The 22,572-nt window shown below is 44.4% G+C and carries 15 protein-coding genes; 2 read left to right on the top strand and 13 right to left on the bottom strand.

Features of this window, described 5'->3' with window-relative positions; all coding sequences use genetic code 11:
* Nucleotides 1–227 precede the first annotated feature (227 nt).
* A complete protein-coding gene (locus ACTRXH_RS03165; protein ID WP_474277486.1) occupies nt 228–938 on the top strand; it encodes an SDR family NAD(P)-dependent oxidoreductase in 711 nt (236 codons plus the stop codon).
* Between the two features lie 128 nt (nt 939–1,066).
* Nucleotides 1,067–1,249: a hypothetical protein gene (locus ACTRXH_RS03160; protein ID WP_474277483.1), complete on the top strand. Its 183-nt coding sequence runs from the start codon at nt 1,067–1,069 to the stop codon at nt 1,247–1,249.
* A 489-nt stretch (nt 1,250–1,738) separates the two neighbouring features.
* On the opposite strand, the gene ACTRXH_RS03155 is transcribed toward ACTRXH_RS03160, so the two are convergent.
* The 13 genes from ACTRXH_RS03155 to fadX all read right to left on the bottom strand — a co-directional run bounded on the left by ACTRXH_RS03155 (nt 1,739) and on the right by fadX (nt 22,485).
* On the bottom strand, nt 1,739–4,081 hold the full coding sequence (locus ACTRXH_RS03155) for a beta-glucosidase (RefSeq protein WP_474280562.1): 2,343 nt from the start codon (nt 4,079–4,081) through the stop codon (nt 1,739–1,741).
* A 27-nt stretch (nt 4,082–4,108) separates the two neighbouring features.
* Nucleotides 4,109–6,886 carry a beta-glucosidase gene (locus ACTRXH_RS03150; RefSeq protein ID WP_474280560.1) on the bottom strand — a complete coding sequence of 926 codons (2,778 nt, stop codon included), beginning with the start codon at nt 6,884–6,886 and terminating at the stop codon, nt 4,109–4,111.
* A gap of 167 nt (nt 6,887–7,053) precedes the next feature.
* A complete protein-coding gene (locus ACTRXH_RS03145) occupies nt 7,054–9,570 on the bottom strand; it encodes a GH39 family glycosyl hydrolase (protein WP_474260648.1) in 2,517 nt (838 codons plus the stop codon).
* A 254-nt stretch (nt 9,571–9,824) separates the two neighbouring features.
* On the bottom strand, nt 9,825–10,523 hold the full coding sequence (locus ACTRXH_RS03140; protein WP_474260647.1) for an IucA/IucC family C-terminal-domain containing protein: 699 nt from the start codon (nt 10,521–10,523) through the stop codon (nt 9,825–9,827).
* Nucleotides 10,492–11,310: an ABC transporter ATP-binding protein gene (locus ACTRXH_RS03135; RefSeq protein ID WP_474280558.1), complete on the bottom strand. Its 819-nt coding sequence runs from the start codon at nt 11,308–11,310 to the stop codon at nt 10,492–10,494. Before ACTRXH_RS03135 ends, ACTRXH_RS03140 begins: the two co-directional genes overlap by 32 nt.
* A gap of 13 nt (nt 11,311–11,323) precedes the next feature.
* Nucleotides 11,324–12,361 carry a FecCD family ABC transporter permease gene (locus ACTRXH_RS03130; protein ID WP_474260645.1) on the bottom strand — a complete coding sequence of 346 codons (1,038 nt, stop codon included), beginning with the start codon at nt 12,359–12,361 and terminating at the stop codon, nt 11,324–11,326.
* Nucleotides 12,358–13,371 carry a FecCD family ABC transporter permease gene (locus ACTRXH_RS03125; RefSeq protein WP_474260644.1) on the bottom strand — a complete coding sequence of 338 codons (1,014 nt, stop codon included), beginning with the start codon at nt 13,369–13,371 and terminating at the stop codon, nt 12,358–12,360. Before ACTRXH_RS03125 ends, ACTRXH_RS03130 begins: the two co-directional genes overlap by 4 nt.
* 24 nt (nt 13,372–13,395) lie before the next feature.
* Nucleotides 13,396–14,370, bottom strand: coding sequence for an ABC transporter substrate-binding protein (locus tag ACTRXH_RS03120; protein ID WP_474280556.1), 975 nt, complete (start codon nt 14,368–14,370; stop codon nt 13,396–13,398).
* 227 nt (nt 14,371–14,597) lie between these two features.
* On the bottom strand, nt 14,598–15,785 hold the full coding sequence (locus ACTRXH_RS03115) for a thiolase family protein (RefSeq protein WP_474280554.1): 1,188 nt from the start codon (nt 15,783–15,785) through the stop codon (nt 14,598–14,600).
* A 32-nt stretch (nt 15,786–15,817) separates the two neighbouring features.
* Nucleotides 15,818–18,076, bottom strand: coding sequence for a 3-hydroxyacyl-CoA dehydrogenase/crotonase FadB (gene fadB / locus ACTRXH_RS03110; RefSeq protein ID WP_474280552.1), 2,259 nt, complete (start codon nt 18,074–18,076; stop codon nt 15,818–15,820).
* A 46-nt stretch (nt 18,077–18,122) separates the two neighbouring features.
* Nucleotides 18,123–19,328 (bottom strand): acyl-CoA dehydrogenase FadE, encoded by a 1,206-nt coding sequence (gene fadE / locus ACTRXH_RS03105; protein WP_474280550.1) that lies wholly within the window; start codon nt 19,326–19,328, stop codon nt 18,123–18,125.
* Nucleotides 19,329–19,373: 45 nt separating this feature from the next.
* Nucleotides 19,374–20,897, bottom strand: a complete 1,524-nt coding sequence (fadD, locus tag ACTRXH_RS03100) for a long-chain-fatty-acid--CoA ligase FadD (RefSeq protein ID WP_474280548.1) — start codon at nt 20,895–20,897, stop codon at nt 19,374–19,376.
* Nucleotides 20,887–22,485: a fatty acid degradation protein FadX gene (gene fadX / locus ACTRXH_RS03095; protein ID WP_474280546.1), complete on the bottom strand. Its 1,599-nt coding sequence runs from the start codon at nt 22,483–22,485 to the stop codon at nt 20,887–20,889. The genes fadD and fadX overlap by 11 nt, the downstream gene beginning before the upstream one ends.
* Nucleotides 22,486–22,572: the final 87 nt, after the last annotated feature.

Below are 22,572 nucleotides of genomic sequence, written 5' to 3'. Positions count from 1 at the left end.
TTTCTGCCTATCATTCGTAAGCGTCCAGGCTTTTATCTTTGCTTTAGCCCTTTCTTCGTGACCGGCTAGAATTTTCCCTTCCAGTACGCTTGAAAAAAGAAATATGAACACCCTGTCTCGTTGATAGAATGAGTAAAAGTATAAGCGTAAATTCTTGACCCCGAATGAGGTGGACGAGGTATTCTTATTAATAGATCTTATTAAATAAATCAATGGAGGAATGGAAGATGACCAAATTTGCTTTCGTAACCGGCGCAAATAAAGGGATCGGATATGAAACCGCCCGCCAGCTGGCAGAGCAGGATTATCACGTTTTCTTAGGTGCCCGTAACGAAGAACTTGGCCGGCAGGCCGTTCAATCCCTGGGGGTTTCGAACGTTTCGTTAATTCCAGTCGATATTTCTGACCCCATGTCCATTCAAAGCTCTGTAGACAAAATTCGAATGAAAACGGAACAATTAGATTTACTCATTAATAACGCTGGCATCGCTCTTGATTTTAACCTTTCACCCAGTGAAGTCGATTTAGAAACATTGCAAAAGACATTTGAAGTTAACTTTTTTGGCACGTTCCAAATGATTCAGGCTTACGCACCGTTAGTAAAGCAGGCTCAGGGCGGTAAAATTGTTAATTTAACAACCGATATGGCGTCTCAAACCATGTTTGATAATGGAGAGGCCCCTCCGCTTAATATACTGGGGTATAACTCATCAAAAACGGCAGTGAATTCCTTAACTCTTACCTTCGGAAAAGAGTTTGAAACCGAAGGACCGGAAGTTATAGGGGTAACCCCCGGCTTCACCTCGACTGATTTAAATGGCAACCCTTCTGCCGGAAAGACACCTGCTGAAGGAGCTCAGACAGTCGTGAAATACGCTTTAAGTGAAACTAATTATAACGGCAAGATTCTTAATGATAAAGGTATTATCCCATGGTAAGCTTCCCCTTTAATATCATAAACGGGAGAACCCGACTCAAGGATTCAAGCCAAAGGTAATCAGAAAATTGAATAGAGAATGTCCCGCCTTTTCATTCTTTTTAATTTCTATAAGCGGAGGTTCACTTTATGTCATCAACCTGGAATCAAGAACAGCTCAGCCTTTTTGCCCGTTCCGATGATTTATACGTTTCTCCCTTTTACAGCGATGGTAAAACCCCGGGCACGCCAACATGGATCTGGAAGGACTGGATTCACTGCCGGTTACTTTTTAATCAGAGCAGACAGGCTTTTCATCGGTTAAAAAATTAAAAAACGCATTTTTTCGTGGATCATTTGATTCACGTTTTTTTGTGCCCAATTATTTGGTGATGCAAAGCATTCGCTCTTCCAAGAAGACTCTATTTTTTCTTCTTGCGAAAATTATTTTTAGTAAACGGGCTGGAAATATAAACGACAAATAGAAACCCAAATACATGGGCAGAAATGAGGCCGGTTATTAACATGGTTCTTGAAATATCCAGAGCTGTCAGCGAAAACATTAGTATTCTCTCCACCTTTATAAATTCTTGCCACGGCATACTTTAACGGTCTTTACAGATCGATGTTTCTACGTCACCCACGGTTAAAATTCTCTCCTTCCTAAATTCCCCTATTATCATGTTCATAATCATCCAGACAGCTCAAATTTTTCATTCAAAAAGCCAAAAAAAGACCAGCCGTAAAGGCTGATCTGGAGAAAGGCCGTATATTCATTAAGAAAAATATTGAATAAAGCAGCAACGTAACTTCGCCTGGCTATTATCCTAAATTAATAATTTTTAATACACGGCTGACCGTTTTTTTGCTGATTTTGCCGCTTGTAAACCGGGGGATCTGCCGGAAGGTCATATTCATGATAAACATAGTGTTGTTCGCCTGTAAGGGCTTATTCGCAGCCATTAATCCTTTTTTTATCGACACAATTAAAAGATATATCAGTTGCCCTAACCCTTTTTTATACTTCATTTGGGCAAGCGTGTCGTTATGGTCCAGGTTTTTCTTTCTGTTCCATTTGGAAGCAGGCGGCGTGTGGCCTAAAAGAGCATGAAATTCTTCGTCCCTTATACGATGCACATCTGCTCTATAGTACGAGGGCAGCCTCTCTTTATTATAGGGCGAAGCGTGATCGTCCCCTTCAATCGTTATCGTATGGGACAACCTTATATCCTGAATAGAACTTCCAATATTCAGTGTATACCTGCCGCTTTCCAGGGACCACGCCTGAATGGCTGTGTTATAGTAGGCGGCTTGATCTTCAGTAAACGGAATCGTTACTTCTTTGGCCTCTCCGGGCTCTAAATGCACCTTCACAAACCCTTTCAGTTCTTTTCGGGCCCGAAAGATGTGTGAATCCAATGGTTCAACGTAAAGCTGGGCAATTTCTTCCCCCGCCCGGGAGCCTGTATTTTTTATCGTCAACGAAATATGTGTGCTGCTGACATGCATTTGGCTGTATTCAAAACTAGTGTAGGACAGCCCATACCCAAATGGGAAAAGAACAGGAATTTCTTTAGTATCAAAATAACGGTAACCAATGTAAATGCTCTCTCTATGCTCAGCGGTTGCTTCCCGTCCAGGATAGTACGAAGCTGAAGGGACATCGCTGTAATGAACAGGATACGTTTCCGCCAGTTTTCCACTTGGATTACAGCTACCCTCCAGAACGTCACCCAAAGCTTCTCCCATGCCCTGCCCCCCAAGGTACGTATGAATAATTCCCTGAACCTTTGAGGCAAACGGCATTTCCACTATAGAGCCGCCCGAAAGAATCACAATCACGTTATCATGAATGTTCGTCAGCTCGTCCACCAGCTCTAACTGATTATTTCCAAGCTTCATATCTGACCTGTCTATGCCTTCCGCTTCACTTCCTTCATCTAAACCGAGAAAGAGCAGAACAATGTCTGATTCTCTGGCAAGCGAAGCGGCTTCCTGCTTCAATTTTGTGCTGCTCCCCCCAAACCTCTTAAATCCCTTCGCATAGCCTGAAAGAGTTAATGATGTTTTTTGCAGGGCTTCCCACGGACTGGGTAAACTGGTCGGCTGAACTAGTGAGCTTCCCGCGCCCTGATACCTTGGCACATCTGCAAAATCACCGATAACTGCGATCGTCTGTCCGCTTTGCAGCGGTAGAATATCCTGTTCATTTTTAAGCAGAACCATTGAACGCTTCGCCGCTCCCACGGCTGCTTTGTGATGGTGCTCCGTCTCCACTGCCTTTTTCGTATCAACAGACCGGGTATCAAAGATTAAAGTGAGCAGCCGGTCCACGCTTTGGTCTAAAACGTTCTCCTCCAGCTCATTCGTTTTTATAGCGTGCACGATCTCCTGATCCGTGATGCCGCCAGTCGAGGGCATTTCAAGCTGATTTCCGGCCAACAGTCCCTTGATGCGGTCGTTGTTACCTCCCCAGTCAGTAACAACAACTCCCTCATAGTTCCATTGATGATAAAGCACTTCCTGCATTAGATACAAATGTTCATTGGCATATTCGCCGTTTACTTTATTGTAGGCACTCATCAACGTTTTCGGCTCCCCTTCTTCCACAGCTAAGCGGAAGCCTTCTAAATAAATTTCATGCAGGGCCCGTTCATCGACGATTTCATCAATTGTCATTCTCAAATGTTCCTGACTGTTAAAAGCAAAATGCTTAGGACACGCAGATATACCGTTACTCTGGATGCCTCTCGTCATGCTTGCGGCTAATTTTCCGCTGAGAAAAGGGTCTTCGGAAAAATATTCGAAATTCCTTCCGCCCAGCGGATTTCGTTTAATATTTAAACCAGGCCCAAGAACGACACTTACATTTTCACCAACCGCTTCGCTGCCAATATAATGACCAACATCGTGCAGCAGGCTTTCATCCCAGCTGTTCGCCAGCGTGGCAGCGGTGGGAAAGCAGGTGGAAGGGATGCTTTTATTCAGTCCTAAATGATCGGCTTTTCCGCCCTGCTTTCTTAACCCATGGGGCCCGTCTGTCAGCATGATCGAAGGAATATTCAACCTCTCGATGTCCTCCGTGTTCCAAAAGTTTTTCCCGGACATCAGCGAAGCTTTTTCCTCCAGCGTCATCTGATCAATAATTTTTTGGTTTTTCAGCATTGTGTTTACCACCTTGTAGGATTCGTATCATTCGTCATCTTTTTTCATTTCTTGTGTTTGAAGAATGTAGTAGCAGATATTATGGACTGCTTTTCTAAGCCCTGCCACCGTTTCTGTTTCGTCTTCCTCCAGGTGCTCTGCCAGTTCTTCTTCAAATTTATTCGCCATAGGCAGATTGATAGGGAAAGCAAGCATCATGTCGTTTCCGGCATGTATGGCCTGCAACGCATCAAAGTGCTCGCCCTGCGGCCCTATTCCTGCATCGGTAATGACAAAGCCTTCAAATCCCCACTCCTCGCGCAATACGTCGGTCAGTAATGCCTGGCTGCCGCCGGACCAAGTAGGCCCAACTCTTGTAAAGGAGGACATTGCTCCGTGGGGTTCGCCTTCTTTTACTGCTTTTTCAAAAGGACGAAGATAAATTTCCCGCAAAGCCTGTTCATTTGCCCATACATATAATCCGTTACTCGCACGGTTCGTTTCCTGGTCATTTCCAACAAAATGCTTCATTACAGCGGTCGTATCGGTGCTTTCCAGACCTCTGATATAGGCAGCGCCGGTTTCACCGACAAGATGCGGATCCTCCGAGTAATATTCAAAGTTTCTGCCTCCAAGCGGCGTGCGGTGCATATTAAGTGCAGGAGCGTATACCGCTTCCACATCAAAAGCGTTGGCTTCCTCTCCCATCGACGTACCCATGTTTTCCACCAGCGATTTATTCCATGTGCTTCCAACATTGATGCCGGCCGGAAAAGCAACCGATGACCACGAGTCAAAGAAGTTTTTAATCGTAGAAGGCCCATCGTACATGGAGGTTTCCGGAATGCCTAATCGTTCGATAGGCACGGACCAGTAGCCGCCATCACCTGCTAATTTAATCATTTCCTCGGCGGTAAATTGATCGAGAAAGTCCTCCCAGAGAGGATCATTATAATCGAGCCCCTGCAGATCCTCGAGCACAATATCGTTATCCACATTCGTCGGAGGCGTCTCTTCCGTGGTGGCTTCATGCTCGTAATCGGCGGTTTCCTCCACGATATCCGGAATTAAGAAATCATCTTCCGAAGGTCCGTCGGGATAGGTTTCTTCCGGGTTCGCCCGGGATAAATACGTCAGGTCACCTTCAGCGTCCTCGAAACGATTTTGAATCGGTGTACCAGTTGTGCCGTCTTCATCGTAAATGTTTGTTTCTTCAACTGTGAACGTGGAAGTGTCCTGGCTGTCCCGGATATGAGAGGCAACATTCAGATCGTAATCTCCTTCCTCAAGCACCCAGGCTTCTTCATTCTCGTGATCGTAAGTCGCCATATCCTTTACCGGAAAGCTGACAGTCACCACCTCCGATTCACCCGGATCCAGTTCTGAGGTTTTCGCGTAGCCTCCCAGCTCCTTATCCGCTTTTTCCAGGCCGCCTTCACTATATGGAGGAGAAAAATAAACCTGAACGACGTCTTTGCCGGCTGCGTCACCTGTGTTCGTTACATTAATGTCAAAAGAAATTTCGGTATCCGTGAAATTCGTTGCTTCAACATTCCAGTCAAACTCTGTATAGGAGAGACCGTAGCCGAATGGAAACTGAACGGTTTCCTCATATTCTTCGTCTGTCAGAAAGGTTTCATAGTACCGGTAGCCTACGTAGATGCCTTCCTCATTGTTAACAAAATGCCGGCCGGTCTCCTCCCCATTTTCGTTTACATATTCAAAGTCTCCGGTATTTTCAACGGCAGGGTTGCTTTCGACGTTATACGCGTACGTATCCGGGAGTCTTCCGGACGGAGAGGTTTCCCCATTTAACACCCGTGCAATTGCATGTGTTCCGTACTGCCCGGGTCCCCCCACCCAAAGGAGAGCGTCAATATTTTCGTATTCCTCTATAAACCCAAATTCAAAAGCGTTGAACGTATTTGCCAGAATGATGACATGCTCAAAGTTTTCGTTTAATGTCGCGATGGTTTCTTCCTCTTCTTTTCTTAACCGGGTATCTTCGATGGACAGGTCTATCGCTTCAGACCCTACTCTCGAAATGGTATATACTGCTGTATCAGAATAGGATACCGCTTCTTCAAGTGTGTCTCCGGGAAGCTCTGAGACGGGCATTTCCTCCGGGTTGTAGGGCAAAAAGCCAACCGCGTTTGGAAGAAGGGTCTGAATAAGTGATGGATCTGACGGTTCGAAATCTTCTGTAGTAGCTTCTTCTTCCTTTTCATAGTTGTTATAGACGTTATAAAGCGTGGAATTATAGTTTATTCCTGCCTCGTCCAACGCTGTATATAACCCGTCAGCCTTTGTGTCATCAATGGACCCGGCCCCGCCTCCGCTGAATACCGGGCGTGCTGAACCAGTTCCAAACACGTTTATTTTTTTATTTTCCAATGGAAGGACATCGTCATTTTTCAGCATCACAATGCTTTCCTCCATTACCTGCTCCGCCACTTCCCGTGATTCGTCTGCGGCTTCCGCCTGTTCATCGGTTAACGGCGCTGTAGCGCTTAAATACCAGTTAAGCAGGCCCCCCCCTATCAATAGAACAATCAGTAATAAAGAGCTCAGTATGTAAGGACGACGCTTCAATTTTTTGTATTTTTTAAATCCTTTCTTTTTCGCTTTCCTTTCTTTTTTATCCTCCGTGCTTTTAATATCCTTCTCCCATTGCTTTATTTGCGTTTTATCGTCTCTACGGAGATCCTTTTTTTCTTCTCTTGAGAGCGGTTTTCGTTTCTTTTTCTCTTCTCTTAGTGCTTTAATTTTCCTTTTTGCTTCTTGTTTTTGTTCTTTAACCTTCTCTTTAAATGCTGACCGGTCCATTGTTATGAACCCTCCCCCCTTGATTTGTAAGCGCTGACATTTATACATATCTCTTAACTGCACTTAGTATACAAAGGTCTAATAAAAAAAACATTCCCATTTAAGAAGGAATGCTTTTCCAAATATGAACCTATTTTCAAAATTGTATATTCCACAATACAAATTCTTTATTTTTCATTCCAATTAGTGTGATCTTTTGTAAGCTCAATCAATTGAATTTCATGGGCATCCAGCGTCGTTTGAAGCAAGCACGGGTCTTCAGCATTCAAATAATCTGTTCGAAGGCCCGGCTCTGCTTTTACCTGAAGATAGCTTTTCAGCTCAGGATCAATCACCTCAGGCGCCCCAAGCTCCACCCATGCATCATAGGACGAGCCGTGCTTCTGATTAACAAAATGTTTTTTTATCCGATAGTTTCCCTGCAGCCCTTTTAATTCTAATTGTAGGGACTGGGCGGCACTGTTTTCAAATACACCGTAGCGGCTGGTGGAAGTTAATTGGGAATAATCGAACGATCTATATAAACGGTTTGGGTGGCTGTAATTCCAAAGCAGGATTTGAAGCCTGTCATCCGACTTTGTCACAATCATATTCTCTTTTATGGTGATAAGCTCCTCCCCCAGCTTACTCAAAAAAGCAAAAGCATGGTAGCTGGCTTTTTTAATCCCATTATACGTCATTAAACCGAAACCGCCGTGATACAAAGCGGGCTCTCTGCTGAATTCCCTGAAAACATCCGTGAAGGTCCAATACCCCATCCCGCTTATTTTTTGAAAATTATCCACGGCATTTTTGACAATAAAAGCCGCCATGTAACAGGTATCATGAAGAGGATCGCCGTAATCGCTGTTGGCGTTCCATTCTGTTATCCATTTTTCCTGATTCAGCGTGCTGTACTTTTTTGTATGGTTTATTATTTTATCTATGGAGGCGGAGAAGTTATCTTCCTCTCCAATCATAGTGACTTCACTTAAAAATTCTGTAATAGTACTAAAGCTCTCCACTTTTTTAGCAGGCTTGTCTTTTTTCTTCTCCGTGTTAGTCATCAGATTGTAGACATGAAATGAAAAAAAATCGAGGCCTACCTGCTGCTTGAGGGCAAATTCGTGAAAGTCGTTCAGCCAGGAAGCATTCCCATGAAAGTCAATGTTTCCGAAGCCGCCAACGCAAAGATCCGGGTCTATTGCTTTAACACACCGGTAGCTTTGGGCATAAAAGGAAAAAAACTCTTCCTTTGATTCACGCCAGAAATAGTCAACCTCCGGTTCATTCCAAAATTCAAAATACCAGCTCTTTACTTCTTTTGAGCCGTAACGGTTGAATAAATGCCTGATAAAAGAATCCAGCAATTCCAGCCACCGTTCCATGGATTTGGGAGCCGACACCGAAGTCCTTCCTTCAAAAATGGTGTAGGACTTACCGGCAAGCTCTCCTGGCATAAATCCAATTTCTATAAACGGTTTAATGTTATTTGCCAGCAATTGATCAATCAGTGCTTCAATATGAGAAAAATTGGCATACCATGAGCCATCAGGCCTTTCATTGTATACCTCCAGCTGGTCCGAAAAGATATTGTGAAACCTTACGTAGCGAAAGCCAATATCCTTCTGGAGCTGGTAAAGCTGATCATTAAAATCCTTCCGTAAACCCTGCGCAGCATCGCCAAAGGTAGCTAAAGAGGTGAAGGAATGATTTATTGCTTTAGCGGGCTGGGAAAAATCAATATTTTCCTTTGCAGCCTGCACTGCAGGGCCTGGCGTAGTTTTTATAGTCATGTATTGAAATAACTTCTTCAACGACTCACGGCTGTTAATGCTTAAATAATCCCTCGGGATGCTGTAATCTATGCTGAATTGGTACTTTCTGCGATACTGACCGGGAGCCATCTGCATATGCTTTCTGAATACCCTGTAATAGGATTTAGTATCAGGAAAGCCGAATTCCAGCGCGATTTCTGTTACAGCTTTATTTGTTGTCTGCAGTGCAAATAGTGATTTCTCCATCCGTATCGTATCCAGTTTCGTTTTTAGGGAAGTCCCTGCCTTCAGCTTGAAATATCTTGAGACATGCTGCGGGCTTAATGAAAACTCACTGGCTATTTCTTCGATGCTTAAAGAACTATTGGCGTAATGGTTATTCATATATTTCATTATTTCAAACAGTCTATTGTCCTCTAACAATTGCTCGTCGGATTTTTGATATGAATATTCGAAATTTTCTCTTAATATAATTATTATTTCCAGAACAAAATTTTCGATTTTTAAAATAGAGCTGGCCTTTTGGTTTATCAGTAAGTCTAAAATGAAAGCTAACAGCTGTTTCAAGCGTTGCACATGAACGTCTTCGCCTGAAGATGCATGATAGCCATCAAGAAAAAATTGTTGTTCTTCTACATTGATGCCTCTTTGTTTCATGTAATTACTATTGATCTGCAACACTAGTATGTGCGGCTTTTTGCTTTGGTCGACTGAATGAAGAAAGTGTAGTTCATTACTGTTGATAAAAAACAAATCTCCGGCGTTCAGATTGTAGGTTTTTTCATTTATTCTTATTTCCAGCGACCCTTCGAGCACGAACAGTAGCTCAGGATCCTCATGCCAGTGATAGGGATAACGTTCAATAGTCTGTGCAAATATATTTATTGGCAGGTTACTTTGGTAATTAATCGATTCATATGTATACACTTTTCTACCTCCAACAGAGAACCGCTTTGTCTCATAACATTTGTTGTAGTTTGCAATTTCAAGCTTTAATTGTCAATTCTTTTATAATTTAAATTGTTAATGCAAGTTAGAAAAAGACCCGGTTTTCGGTTGCCCCCTCCACTGGTTGACGATCCTTAAAACCGGGTTCTTAAGCTTCACACCTGCATTTCTATGAGACAATCTTTTCTGCAGCCAGAGCATCCAGCATAAAAGGAGAAAGGACTTTGCCAGGCCTATGGTTTTTTCGGACAAGCGGCACAGTAGCTGCCGCAGTTGTTCACCGCATAGTTAAAACAGCACGTCCTGCGCTCCCGGAACCACCCGCCTTCTTTGTTTTTCTGAAGCTTTTGATGGAAAAGCTGTAACGGATTGTTCGTTTCTCCAAATAGTTCCCCAGGCGCTTCATAAACGAGATAATGCAGATCCTCATCCATCCGCTGAAGCTCTGAAAGAGAGGCTGATGTTCGCAGTTTCTTTTCGTACAGCGAAAATAAACGAACAGCCGTATTTTCCCATAATATCGGCATCGGCAGGCTTGAAATATGAGAAAGGAGCTTCCAGACCGGCTGCAGATGCCCGGCAAAGACCTGCTTTGTCAGCCTCGCTCGTTTCTCCTGATAACTGCCTCCCGCATGGCCGGAGGTCTCCAGTATGTGAAACTCCGGGGTCCATTTATCCCTGGAGAAATCTGTACGAAGAACGCTGTTTTCTGGAGAGAGGTCGAGCATCTTTTCGTCTATCGTTAACGCCCTAAAGGCAGGCTCAGTAACAAAACGGGCGTACCTTTTCGAAAACTGGGAAGCAGCCACCATCCTTGAGGGAGCGTTGATTGCAGTCATTACGTCTTCGAGATACGACCGAGCGGCCTCCTCTTTCATCAGCTCTGCCCCGAAAATGATTTCATTCTGAATCGGCTGCGGCGATGGTGCCATACGGCTGCCTCCCTTTTCCGTATGGTATTACCATCGGCGTATGAAATACTGGGTCTTCCGCTATATAACAATTCATGTGAAAGACATGCCTGACCATTTCTTTGGTAACAATATCGCCGGGGCGCCCCTGGGCAAACACGGATTTCCCCTGCAGTGCTACAAGATGATCGGCATACCTGCAGGCCAGATTGATATCATGCAGCACCATCACGATAGTACGTCCCTCCTGTTCATTCAGCTCATACAAAAGATCGAGAACATCGATCTGATGGGCCATATCGAGATAAGTGGTTGGCTCATCAAGCAGCAAAGTGTCCGCTCCCTGGGCCAAGGTCATTGCTATCCAGGCGCGCTGGCGCTGGCCGCCGGATAGATCATCCACCGGAGTATCACGAAAGGATGTCACTGCTGCTGCCTGCATAGCGTTTTCCATCATTTTTTCATCTTCAGGCGACCATTGTTTTAACCATGATTGATGCGGATACCGTCCCTGTTTCACAAGCTGTTCCACCGTAAGCCCCTCCGGTGCGGTGGGGCCCTGTGGGAGAATCGATAATTGTTTAGCTATGTCTTTCGTTTTTAATTTAGAAATACCCTTTCCATTTAACAGAACTGCTCCCTTTTCAGGCTGAATCAGCCTTGCCATCGTTCGCAAAAGGGTGGATTTGCCGCATTCGTTCGCGCCAATAAACACAGTAATTTCTCCTTTTGGCACACGAATGGATAAGTCCTGGAGGACGGTTTCTTTCTCGTAGGAGAAGGTTAAATTTTTCGCTTCAACAGTCATCTGCTTTACCCCCTTAAAAGTGGTTGCGGTTTTGAAACAACAAGTATAGAAAGAAAGGAGCGCCAATGGCGGCTGTGAATACGCCAGCCGGTACATTTACCGGATAAAAAACCGTACGGGCTATAAGATCCGCAGAAAAAAGCAGCAACGCCCCGGTGCAGGCAGAAGCCGGAACCAGTGCCCCGTAGGAGCGGCCGATAAGCGCTTTTGCAATGTGAGGGGCAATCAACCCAATAAAACCAATGGCCCCCGCCACGGCTACCGCCGTTCCCGCTAAAACGACGCTCAGGAAAACGACTCCCACCCTGTCCACCTGAATCCTTACTCCCAGACCAGCGGAAGTGTCATCGCCAAGCTGCTGGGCATTCAGACTCCTGGAGAAAAAAACAGCGAGTGGCAGACCCAGGATGAGAACAGGAGCGATGGTAAATATATCGCTCCATGACGCTCCATATATGCTGCCCGTTAGCCAGACATAGGCGTCTGTTGCCGTAACAGCGGAGCTTACAATAATCATGAAAGTCACTCCGGCACTCATAATGGCTGAAATTCCAATCCCTATCAAAATCAGCCGGATCGGAGAGACTCCTTTTTTCCAGGCCAGCGCGTAAATCAGCGAAGATACGAGGAGCGCTCCACTAATGGCAGCAAGGGGGATCCATTGGATACTGATCACCCCGGCACCAAACGTCATAAACGCAACGGCAGCTACAGAGGCTCCTCCAGTCACTCCAACAATATCGGGAGCGGCCAGCGGATTGCGGACTACTCCCTGCAGCAGCAGACCTGATACACCAAGCGCTCCGCCCGTCAGAAGCGCTGTCAGCGTTCGCGGCACCCGGGAGTTGTTGACGATAAATTCATTTGCACCGCTGCCATTGCCCATCATCGTTTCCACGACTGTAACGGGGCTAAGCATCGTATTTCCTAAAGACGGGCCGAGCACGCAGGCGACCAGAACCGCCAGTGCAAGCATCCCCATTCTCCACATCGCTCTCTTATGCATTTGTAACGAAAAGAAGCGGGTGCGCCATGTCGTATGCCGGTTCATAAATTTGACACCCCTCTTCTTGCGATATAGATAAAGAATGGCCCTCCGACAAGCGCTGTCATTACGCCAATCGGTACTTCCTGCGGCATGATCACAAGCCGGGCAAGCACATCAGCCGAGACGAGCAGTACTGCTCCCAGCATTGCTGAAAATGGCAGGACCCAGCGATAATCGTGACCAACAAAATACCTGGCGACATGCGGAATCACCAGCCCAATAAATCCTACCGAACCCACTACCGCGACAGAACTCCCGGCTAACAGCACGACAATAACACCAATGACTGCTTTTAACAGAATGGTTTTCTGCCCCATGCCTTTGGCAATATCGTCGCCGGTAATGAATAAATTGATTGCTCTCCCAAGAAACATCGCTGCCGCCATAGCCGCCATCATAAACGGGAGTACAGGCAGCAGCATTTCCATGGTCCTTCCGCTTACCGACCCGGCGAGCCAGAACATGACATCCTGCAGCCCTGCCTCATCAAGCACCAAAATTCCCTGCGTGTATGACTGGAATAACGCACTGATCGCCGCTCCGGCGAGCACAATTTTCACCGGCGTCAATCCGTCCCGGCCAAGTGATCCGAGAAAATAAACCACGGCTGCAGCCACCGCTGCTCCGAGAAAGGCCATGCCCATTAAAGAGACGAGCGACGATAACGATAAATACACTATACCGATGACTACAAAAAAAATAGCCCCCTGGTTGATGCCAAAAATGCTTGGGGATGCCATCGGGTTTTTGGTCAGTGCCTGCATCAGCGTACCCGCCACCGCAAGACTCGCACCTACCACTGTAGCGATAACAGCACGCGGCAGCCGGTCCGATTGCACCACAATGTGGCTCGTCGCTTCGTCGTTAAACGCTGAAAAAGATTTCCATACTTCCCCAGCTGTAATGGGCGTCTGCCCAAACAAGAGACTAGAGATAAAGGAAAGCAGAAATAAGAATAAGATCAGGAAAAGGGTCAAGTCCCTTTTCCTTTGCTGTGCTACTCGGTTCTTCATAAATGTCCACTCTTCCAAACACTGTTATTCTTCTTCAATATCAAACGTCTCATAAAGATCATCAAGCATTAAATTCGCCGCGATAATACCGCCGCCGGCATTCCATGTTTCTTCCTCCACCATGTGTACCTCGTCATTTTCAACCGCTTCAAGCTCCTGCCACAGCGGGTGAGAGGTCCATTCCTCGTAGGTTTCTTCAATTTGCTCTGTTTCTGTACCGGAATTAAAGTTAAATATCATTTCCGCATCCGCTTCAGGTATGCTTTCCTTGGAGGTTAATTTGATGCCCCATTCATCTGTATCTTCATGGCCCTCCGGACGGTCAAATCCAGCATCCTGCAAAATACTCCCGGCAAATCCCATATAAAAAATCCGGGCATGATCCGCGCGGAAATTCGTTATGGCTACTTCAATCGGAAGCCTGTCCCCCATTTCTTCTTTGAAATGTTCGGTCCGGTCTTCGTACTCACTGAGCAGTTCATCGGCTTCTTCTTCCTTGTTTAAGACTTCTCCTGTCAGTTCGAGCGTATCCTTCCATTCGTAAACCTGATCCGTGGTAACTGTTGGTGCAATGGCAGAAAGGTCATCATATATGTCTTCGTGTCTGGATTTGTTCGCAATGATGACATCCGGATCCATTTCTGCTATTTTTTCGAGGTTCGGCTGAATTTCCTCTCCGACCGTTTCGGTTCCTTCAAGATCATCGCGTAAGTATTTGTAAATCGGCTGCTGGGTCCACGATTCAACAATTCCTACAGGGTCCGCGTCCAGCGCCGCCGCTGTATCATTGGCCCCCTGGTAAAGCGTAACGACTTTTTCCGGGGTTCCTTCGATCTCTGTGGTGCCCATCTCATGCTCCACCGTTCTCATCTCTTCCTCTTCTGATGAAGCTTCACCATCTCCTGTTTCACTGCTCCCGCTTGATTCTTCTCCGCTTCCGCATGCTGTTAACACCATCGCAGCGAGAAAAACCGTAGAAATACCTGCTTTTTTCTTCACTTACGTCACTCCCCCTGTATTTAATTGATAATAATTATCATTATCACTAATTGTATCGTTGATAATCATTTTCATCAAGACTTTTTCGATACAAAGGAATAACAGGCTTATTTTTTTAAAACAAAGGCGGGGCTGTCCCAAAAATAGGACAGCCCCTTAGATATTTACGGATACCTGGTTATTATTTAGACAAAAAAGATAAACAACATATTAAAATGCACCACCCGCTATCTAATATATTCAAATATACCTGCGGCTCCCATACCTCCACCAATGCACATGGTTACCATGCCATATTTGGATTCTGGTCTTTTTTTCATTTCAGAAAGCAGCTTTGCAGTCAGCATTGCTCCTGATGCCCCGAGAGGGTGGCCTAATGAGATGGCGCCTCCATTAACATTCGTTTTAGTCATATCTAACCCTGTCTGTCTGATAGAGGCAACCGTTTGTGCTGCAAATGCTTCATTTAGTTCGATTAAATCCATATCATCAACTGTCAGGTCAGTTAATTTTAACACATCCGGAATTGCATAAGCCGGACCAATCCCCATGATTTTTGGATCAACACCTGCTGCCTTGAAGCCCACGAATCGTGCAATCGGTGTGACGCCTAATTCTTTAACTTTGTCTCCTGACATTACAACTACAAAACCTGAGCCATCTGTAAGCGGGGCAGATGAACCGGCTGTTACTGTCCCATCGGCTTTGAATACAGTGGGTAGCTTCGCTAAATCCTCCATATTGGTATCAGGGCGCACCAGTTCGTCCGTATCAAATATATCTTTTGTTACTACTGGGCCGTCATTATTGTACGTGACCTTACTTACATTGACGGGAATAATCTCGTCATCGAACTTTCTTGAATCCTGGGCATTTTTAGCACGCTGATGGCTTTGCACTGCATAAGCATCCTGATCTTCCCGTGAAACGTTATATTTTTCGGCTACCATCTCGGCCGTCAGCCCCATTGGGTAGGATACTCCGGCCTCTTCCTCCTGGAGTATTGGACTGTTGACCGGCTCATTTCCCCCCATCGGAACGGCACTCATCAGCTCGACCCCGCCGGCCGCTATGATATCTGCCTGGCCAGACACGATCTGATTAGCCGCCATCGCGATTGTTTGAAGCCCTGAAGAACAATAACGGTTTACAGTCTGGGCCGGAACGTCTTCCGACAGCCCGGCAAGCAACGCAATCGAACGTGCGATGTTTTGTCCCTGCAGGCCTTCAGGAAAAGCATTACCAACGATAACATCTTGTACCATGTCTGGATGGAATTGACCATCTACCCTATCCAGCACCCCTTTTAATACCTGTGCTGCCACCTCATCAGGTCTCTCGTGAGCCATAGCACCATTTAACTTTCCTTTAGCTGAAGCAGAACGTCCATAAGCTACTATATATGCATCTTGCACTGACTTTCACCCTTTCTCTGCTGCCACCATTTTTAATTTCGTAAAGGCTCACCTGTAGCCAGCATATGAGTAATCCGATCGTACGTTTTTTCGTTTTGTAACAGCATTAAGAATTTCTGTTTTTCAAGTTTTTGAACGTATCTTTGATCAATATAGGTGTTACGCGGAAGATCTCCTCCGGATAAAACATCGGCCACACTCAAAGTGATTGTATAATCATGATCGCTAATGAAGTTTCCGACACGCTGGGCATCCAATTGGCCTTGAGCGAGTGCTTTATAATCTCTTCCTAAAGCAAAGTATTTCAACTTCGGCTGGGGAACATAATTTGTCTCCGCTTCAAACCGTGCCCGGTTTAATGCTATTTCCACTCTTTTCTCTGTATTCAATATAATCGAGTCATTTTCTCTTAGATAACCATACCTGAGCGCTTCATAAGCATTCGTTGATACTTTTGCGAAACCTACATTAGTCAGTGCTTTCGTCATCGATTCTTGTTTATCATTGTGCTTATGGGTTGTGCCAAGAATCCGGTCCGCCATTTCGGCAAGGCCGCCACCGCTAGGAAGCAGTCCTACCCCCGCTTCCACAAGTCCCATGTACGTTTCACTTGCAGCTACCACAACAGGTGAATGAAGAACCAATTCACAGCCTCCGCCCAAAGCTTTCCCGTGAACGGCTGTCACGACTGGTTTAATCGCATATTTAAGACGGTTAAAGCTCTTGTGCAGTTTTTCAATTGCAGGCCCCACGGTCTCTTCCACTGTGTTTTCTTCATGTGCTTTTTTCATCAGATATAGGTTGGCACCGACACTGAAATTGCTTCCTTCTGCATAGATGACCATGCTCGAGTAATCCTCATTTTCCAAAAGATCGATAGACTCAATTAAATCATCAGCAAAGCCGTTGGTAATAATATTATTCGTACTTTGTAGCTTGAGCAGCAACTGATCACTATTTGCAACAAAAAGACTGGAGTCTTCCCTGTTCCATAGTTCACGCTCTGTAAACGCTGATACCGGAGTTACACGCTCTATCGACTCCCCTTCAGCATAAAATGGTGTACTGCGTTTTTCTATCCATTCCGGTAATGCCCCCAGCTCCCGTTGCATGCGTTCCTTGACGCGCTTGAATCCCATCAGGTCCCACAGCTGAAAAGGCCCTTTTTTCCAGTTGAACCCCCATACCATCGCCCGGTCTATATCTTTAAAGTTTGGTGCCGCTTTCGGCACATTCAGCGCACTATAGTAGAAATTGTTTCTAAGGGTTTCCCATAAGAACCTGCCCGCTTCATCCTCAGCATTAAAGATTTTATCCATATTTGATTCCAGGTCTTTACTGAAGCTGTTCAGCAGCTCAAAATCGGGTTGTTCGGGCTTTACATATTCATTGCTTTCAGGATCAAAAACAAGCAGTGATTTCCTTTCTTTCTTATAAAAACCCTGCTTGGTTTTCCTGCCCAATGCGCCATTTTCCACCAGTTTTTCTGCCGTACGTGTATTATGGAAAAATTCTTTTTCTTCTGGAACCTGCTGAAGGCCCTTTATCACAGTTGTTGCAATATCCAGCCCTACCAAATCAACAAGCCCATACGTTCCCAGGCTTGGCCTTCCGATGCCCCGTCCCGTCAGTGCATCGACTTCCGCAATAGACAGACCTTCTTCTTCCGCACGATACATAACATCATTCATCGTCTGTGTCCCGATCCGGTTAGCAACAAACGCGGGAACGTCATTTGCGATAATTACACCTTTACCCAGTACATCTTCAGCAAAAGCCTGGACTTTGTTTGTTACTTCAGAGGACGTATTAGGACCCGGAATCACTTCTACCAGCTTCATAATACGGGGCGGGTTGAAGAAGTGCATGCCGAAAAATCTTTTCTGCTCTGTCTCATCAAACACTTGGGATATTGCCTTTATTGGGATACCAGAGGTGTTTGTTGCAAATAAGGCCTTATCTTTGGCAACGCTTCTCACCTGGTTCCAAATGCTATGCTTTATCTCCAATTCTTCTTTTACAGCTTCAATAAAAATATCCGAGTCATCCTGCTCAGACAAATCCTCTGTAAAGTTGCCATAGGTTAGATTAGAGGCAAAATCTAAGTCAAATAATTGCGGTCTTTTCGGGTCAGTAATCATATCATAGGATTTTTTTGAAATCTTGTTAGGGTCATTCTCATCAACTGCCATGTCCAGCAGCTTTACTTTTAAACCTGCATTTACCAGAAGGGCAGCAATTTGGCTGCCCATTAACCCCGCTCCTAAAACGGTTGCTTTTCTCATCGTCATGAAATAACCTCCATATTTCTGAAATTTATTTAGCCATTCCCTGCAATCAGATAAATGCAGAGTCCCCTGTTAATGCTCTGCCAATAACTAAGGCATTAATTTCATGAGTACCCTCGTAGGTGTAAATGGCTTCGGCATCAGAGAAGAACCTCGCGATATCATATTCGGCAAGAATACCGTTGCCTCCTGTAATGCCCCGTCCCATTGCAACAGATTCCCTTAATCTTAGGGCGTTCATCATTTTTGCGGTTGAGGTTGCCACTTCATCATATTCCCCGTTCCCCTGCATCCGGGCGAGCTGTGCAGACAGGCTCATTGCATGAGATAGGTTTCCCTGTATCATTGCCAGCTTCTCCTGAATTAACTGATATTTGCTAAGTTCTTTACCAAATTGTTTACGTTCGGTCACATAATCCAGAGTTGCCCGCAGGGTCCCGGCTATCGCTCCTGTCGCCATATGGGCCACACCAGCACGTGTGGAGTACAGCACTTTCGCAATGTCTTTGAAGCCGTTAATATTTTGCAGCCTCTCTTCTTCTTGGACGACAACATTGTTTAAGTGAATATTAGCATTTGGAACAATTCTTAAAGCGATTTTATTTTCAATGATATCTATATCTACGCCATCCTGGTCAGGCTTAATGATAAATCCCTTTGGTTTACCTGTCTCCACATCTGTAGCAAAAACTGGTATGACATCCGAAAGAGTGGCACCGCCTATCCATTTTTTCACACCGTTTATTACCCATTTATCACCCTCACGCTTAGCCGTCGTTGCTAAACCTCCAGCTACATCCGATCCATGTTCAGGCTCGGTTAAAGCAAAGCAGGTCCTCAGTTCGTGAGATTGTAATTTGGGCACATAGTACGCCACCTGTTCTTTACTTCCGCCAAACAGGAACGCATTGTGTCCTAAACCTTGATGCACGCCCATCAAAGTAACTAAGGAAACATCAAACCTTGCCACTGTATATAGCATGAAAAACTGAAACAGCTGACTCGCAGTCCGTTCGCCCTCCCGCCCTTCAAACAGCAATGGGTTATTGAAATAATTCAATTTACCCATATCATTAAAAAAGTCTTCAGGCACTGTTGCATTAGCCCAGTGATCATTGATTGAATCCCGGTATTTTTCTTCGAGCAGATCATTGAGTTGTTTTAAAAACTGTAGTTCTCCTTCAGTTAATTCTTTAGAAATATTTAATAAATCTTCAGGATATAATTCTTTTATCAGTGCTTGTTTTTCAGCCATAGTATAGCCTCCAGTATATTCTGATAGCGCTTTCAAAAAAGTCGCTTAAAGTAATTCGTTTTCTTGATTTTCCTCCCGTGCTTTTTGATTCGCCATTTTTTGTAATTCTAATCTGTCAGGTTTCGCGGTAGAGTTTAATGGTATATCTTTAATTTTCAAATACATCCGCGGTATTTTGTAGCCTGCCAGGTGCTCTCTCACATGTTTGTCCAGTTTAGCTTCGAAATCCGGATCGTCTTCCTTCAATTGCACTACCGCAGAAACAGATTCTCCAAATTCCGGACTTTCATATCCCACTACCACCGTTTGCCTGACAAGCGGGTGCTCTGATAATACACCTTCCACTTCGGAAGGCAGAACATTTTCACCCCCGGTAATAATGAGTTCCTTTTTCCGGTTAATGATAAAGATATCTCCGTCTTCATCCTGCCTGGCTAAATCGCCTGTTAAGAAATACCTGCCTGCAAATGATTTTTCTGTTTCTTCCGGCTTGTTCCAATAGCCTGGTGTAACGTTTTTACCATGGATGGCCAATTCCCCAATTTCACCAGTTTCAACATCGTTATGATTTTCATCCAGCAGACGCACATTCATATACATGACAGGTTTGCCAATACTCATTGGTTTTTTCATTGCATTATGAGGTGTATTAACCATAACAAGTGGAGCTTCAGTTAAACCGTAGCCATTGACTAATGTGTACCCCATACTTTCAAATTTTTTCTGTACAGCTGGAAGCGGTGAAGAGCCACCCTGTATTAAGAACTCAATATTTTTGAAGCCCTGAATATCAAGATTGCCAGCTGCCAGCATTCCGTAATACATAGTTGGTATGAGCATTAAATAATCGGGCTGGTATTTTACCATCAGATCATTTAATTCCTTCCCGTCAAAATAGCGATGCAGAATCAATGTGCCGCCAGCCATTAATAACGGAAGCGACAAATCATTAAATCCCAGTACATGAAACATTGGAGTAGATACAATCGTTGTGTAACCGGCATGTGTTTTATACGTCAATGCGGTATTGATCATGTTATTAACAAACGACTCGTAGGTGAACATAACCCCTTTTGGTAATCCTGTTGTCCCGCTCGTATATATTAAAGATGCAAGGTCGTCGCTTTCTACATCGACACTCTTAAATGGGCGGTGACTGTCAGGGTTAACAATGTCATCATATTCCGACGAATCGACATCCATATGGATTAGCTCCTGGGGGATTCCTCTCAGGGACTCCAGATGATTGGAGGCGTAAAAAATCAGTCTGGCATTAGAATCCGAAATAATGCTTTCAATCTCTACAGATTTCAGCCGCCAATTAATAGGAAGGAAAACGGCACCCAGTTTAAAGGAGGCGAACAGCACATCCAGTATCGCAACATCATTTGGTGCGAATATACCGATTACATCCCCGCGTTTTACTCCCTGATCCTGCAAATAATTCGCTAGATTCTCTGCACGGATGTTTAAATCCTGATACGACCATTCTGTACCCTTGCCCGGATCAATAACCGCTGCTTTTACTCTGTCAAAATCTGATCTTGTTTTAATCCAATCATAATTCATATTTATCTTCTCCTTTATCAATATGATTCCGACGTTGGATCGATTGCTTCAATTCCCCCCAATCATTTTGATAAATAGTTTGGTCCGTAATTTTCAACTCGTCAGAAATAATAGGGTCAAAATCCATCTTTGATAGAACATCCTTTTGCAAATCTAACCCCGGACTGATTTCAATTAATTTTAAGCCTTCATTCACCAATTGGAATACAGCACGTTCAGTCACATAAAAAACCTGTTGATTCAGTTCTCTCGAATATGCTGCGTTGAAATCCATACTTTGTACAGTATTTACAAATTTATGCGAGTGACCTTCTTCCTCAATGATCAACTGGTTATTTTCACAAGAAGATTGGCTGCCCGCAGCCAGGGTTCCCGAAAAAATAATCGTCTTCACAGTTTGACTTATATCTATAAACCCGCCACTTCCGCTCATTTTATTACCAAAACAGGAGACATTTACATTTCCAAACCGATCGATTTCCGCAAAACTGAGATAGGCTATATCATGGCCGCCATTGTATATAAAATCCCATGTCAGCTCATGGCGCATTCTCGCGTCCAGGTTATAGTTCATTCCAAAGCGGTCCTTGCTGCCGATAATTCCTCCGAATATGCCGGTATCAATATTAAGCTGAACCAAATCCTCCGCTTGTTCTTCTATCAATACATTTGGCAGCTCATTATTTATACCAAAACCAATACTGACTACATCCCCTTCGCTTAAAAACTGGGCAGCCCGTCTTAAAATAATTTTACGGGAGCTAAGCTTCATAGGCTGCTCCTGTATCTCACTCACCCGGTAGTGGCCTGATAAAGCAGGGTCATAATAAGTTTGCATCACCTGCTTATGATAGTTGGGGTTTTCATTTATAACAACGTAATCCACAAGTTCACCGGGTATAAACACGTCTTGGGGCGGAAAACTGCCGCCTGGAACAATTTCTTTAACCTGAACAATCACCTTACCACCATTTTTATGGGCTGCAGCCGCTACACTATATCCTTCTCCTAAATGGGACTCATGAGTCATAAAAATATTCCCTTTTTCGTCAGCATAAGTTCCACGTAAAAGGGCTACATTAATGTCAGGGAAGTCATAATGTAAATATTCTTCTCCCTTGATTTCTAATACAGAAACTAAATCCCCGGTGGTAATATCATTCGCCTTTCCCCCCGAGTTTCTAGGGTCGACGCTCGTATTTAAACCTATTTTTGTAATCATACCGGGCGAAGAAAAGGATTGGTTTCGATATTGTACTGCGAGAATCCCCTGGGGTAAAAAGTACGTCTCAATGGCATTATTTTTAATCGCATCAATAGTAGCTGGTGAAGCTGTAAGCAAACTCGTTATTAACCGTCTGACCATGCCCCGCTTAACGAAAGCATCAAGATCAATTCCGTCCTCGTAATCACTTATATCATTTGCGATAATAAACGTAAGATTATCCGGACCTCCAGTATCATCGTACTCATCAACTATATTTTTTAATATTTCTGCTGGTAAATTTCCGACAGATAAGGCTGCGATGGAAATAGTATCTCCAGTGTTAACAATGTTTTTTAAATCCTTGTAAGAAATAATATCCATGTCTTAACCTCCATATGTATTTATTCTGCTAAAATTTCACCATATATATATACCCCCTTATTTACCTTTATCTTACAAGTGTAATTT

The organism is Marinococcus sp. LNHM5E3-2.1 (genome assembly GCF_056034365.1).
This window is presented reverse-complemented; position numbering and strand designations above follow the sequence as displayed.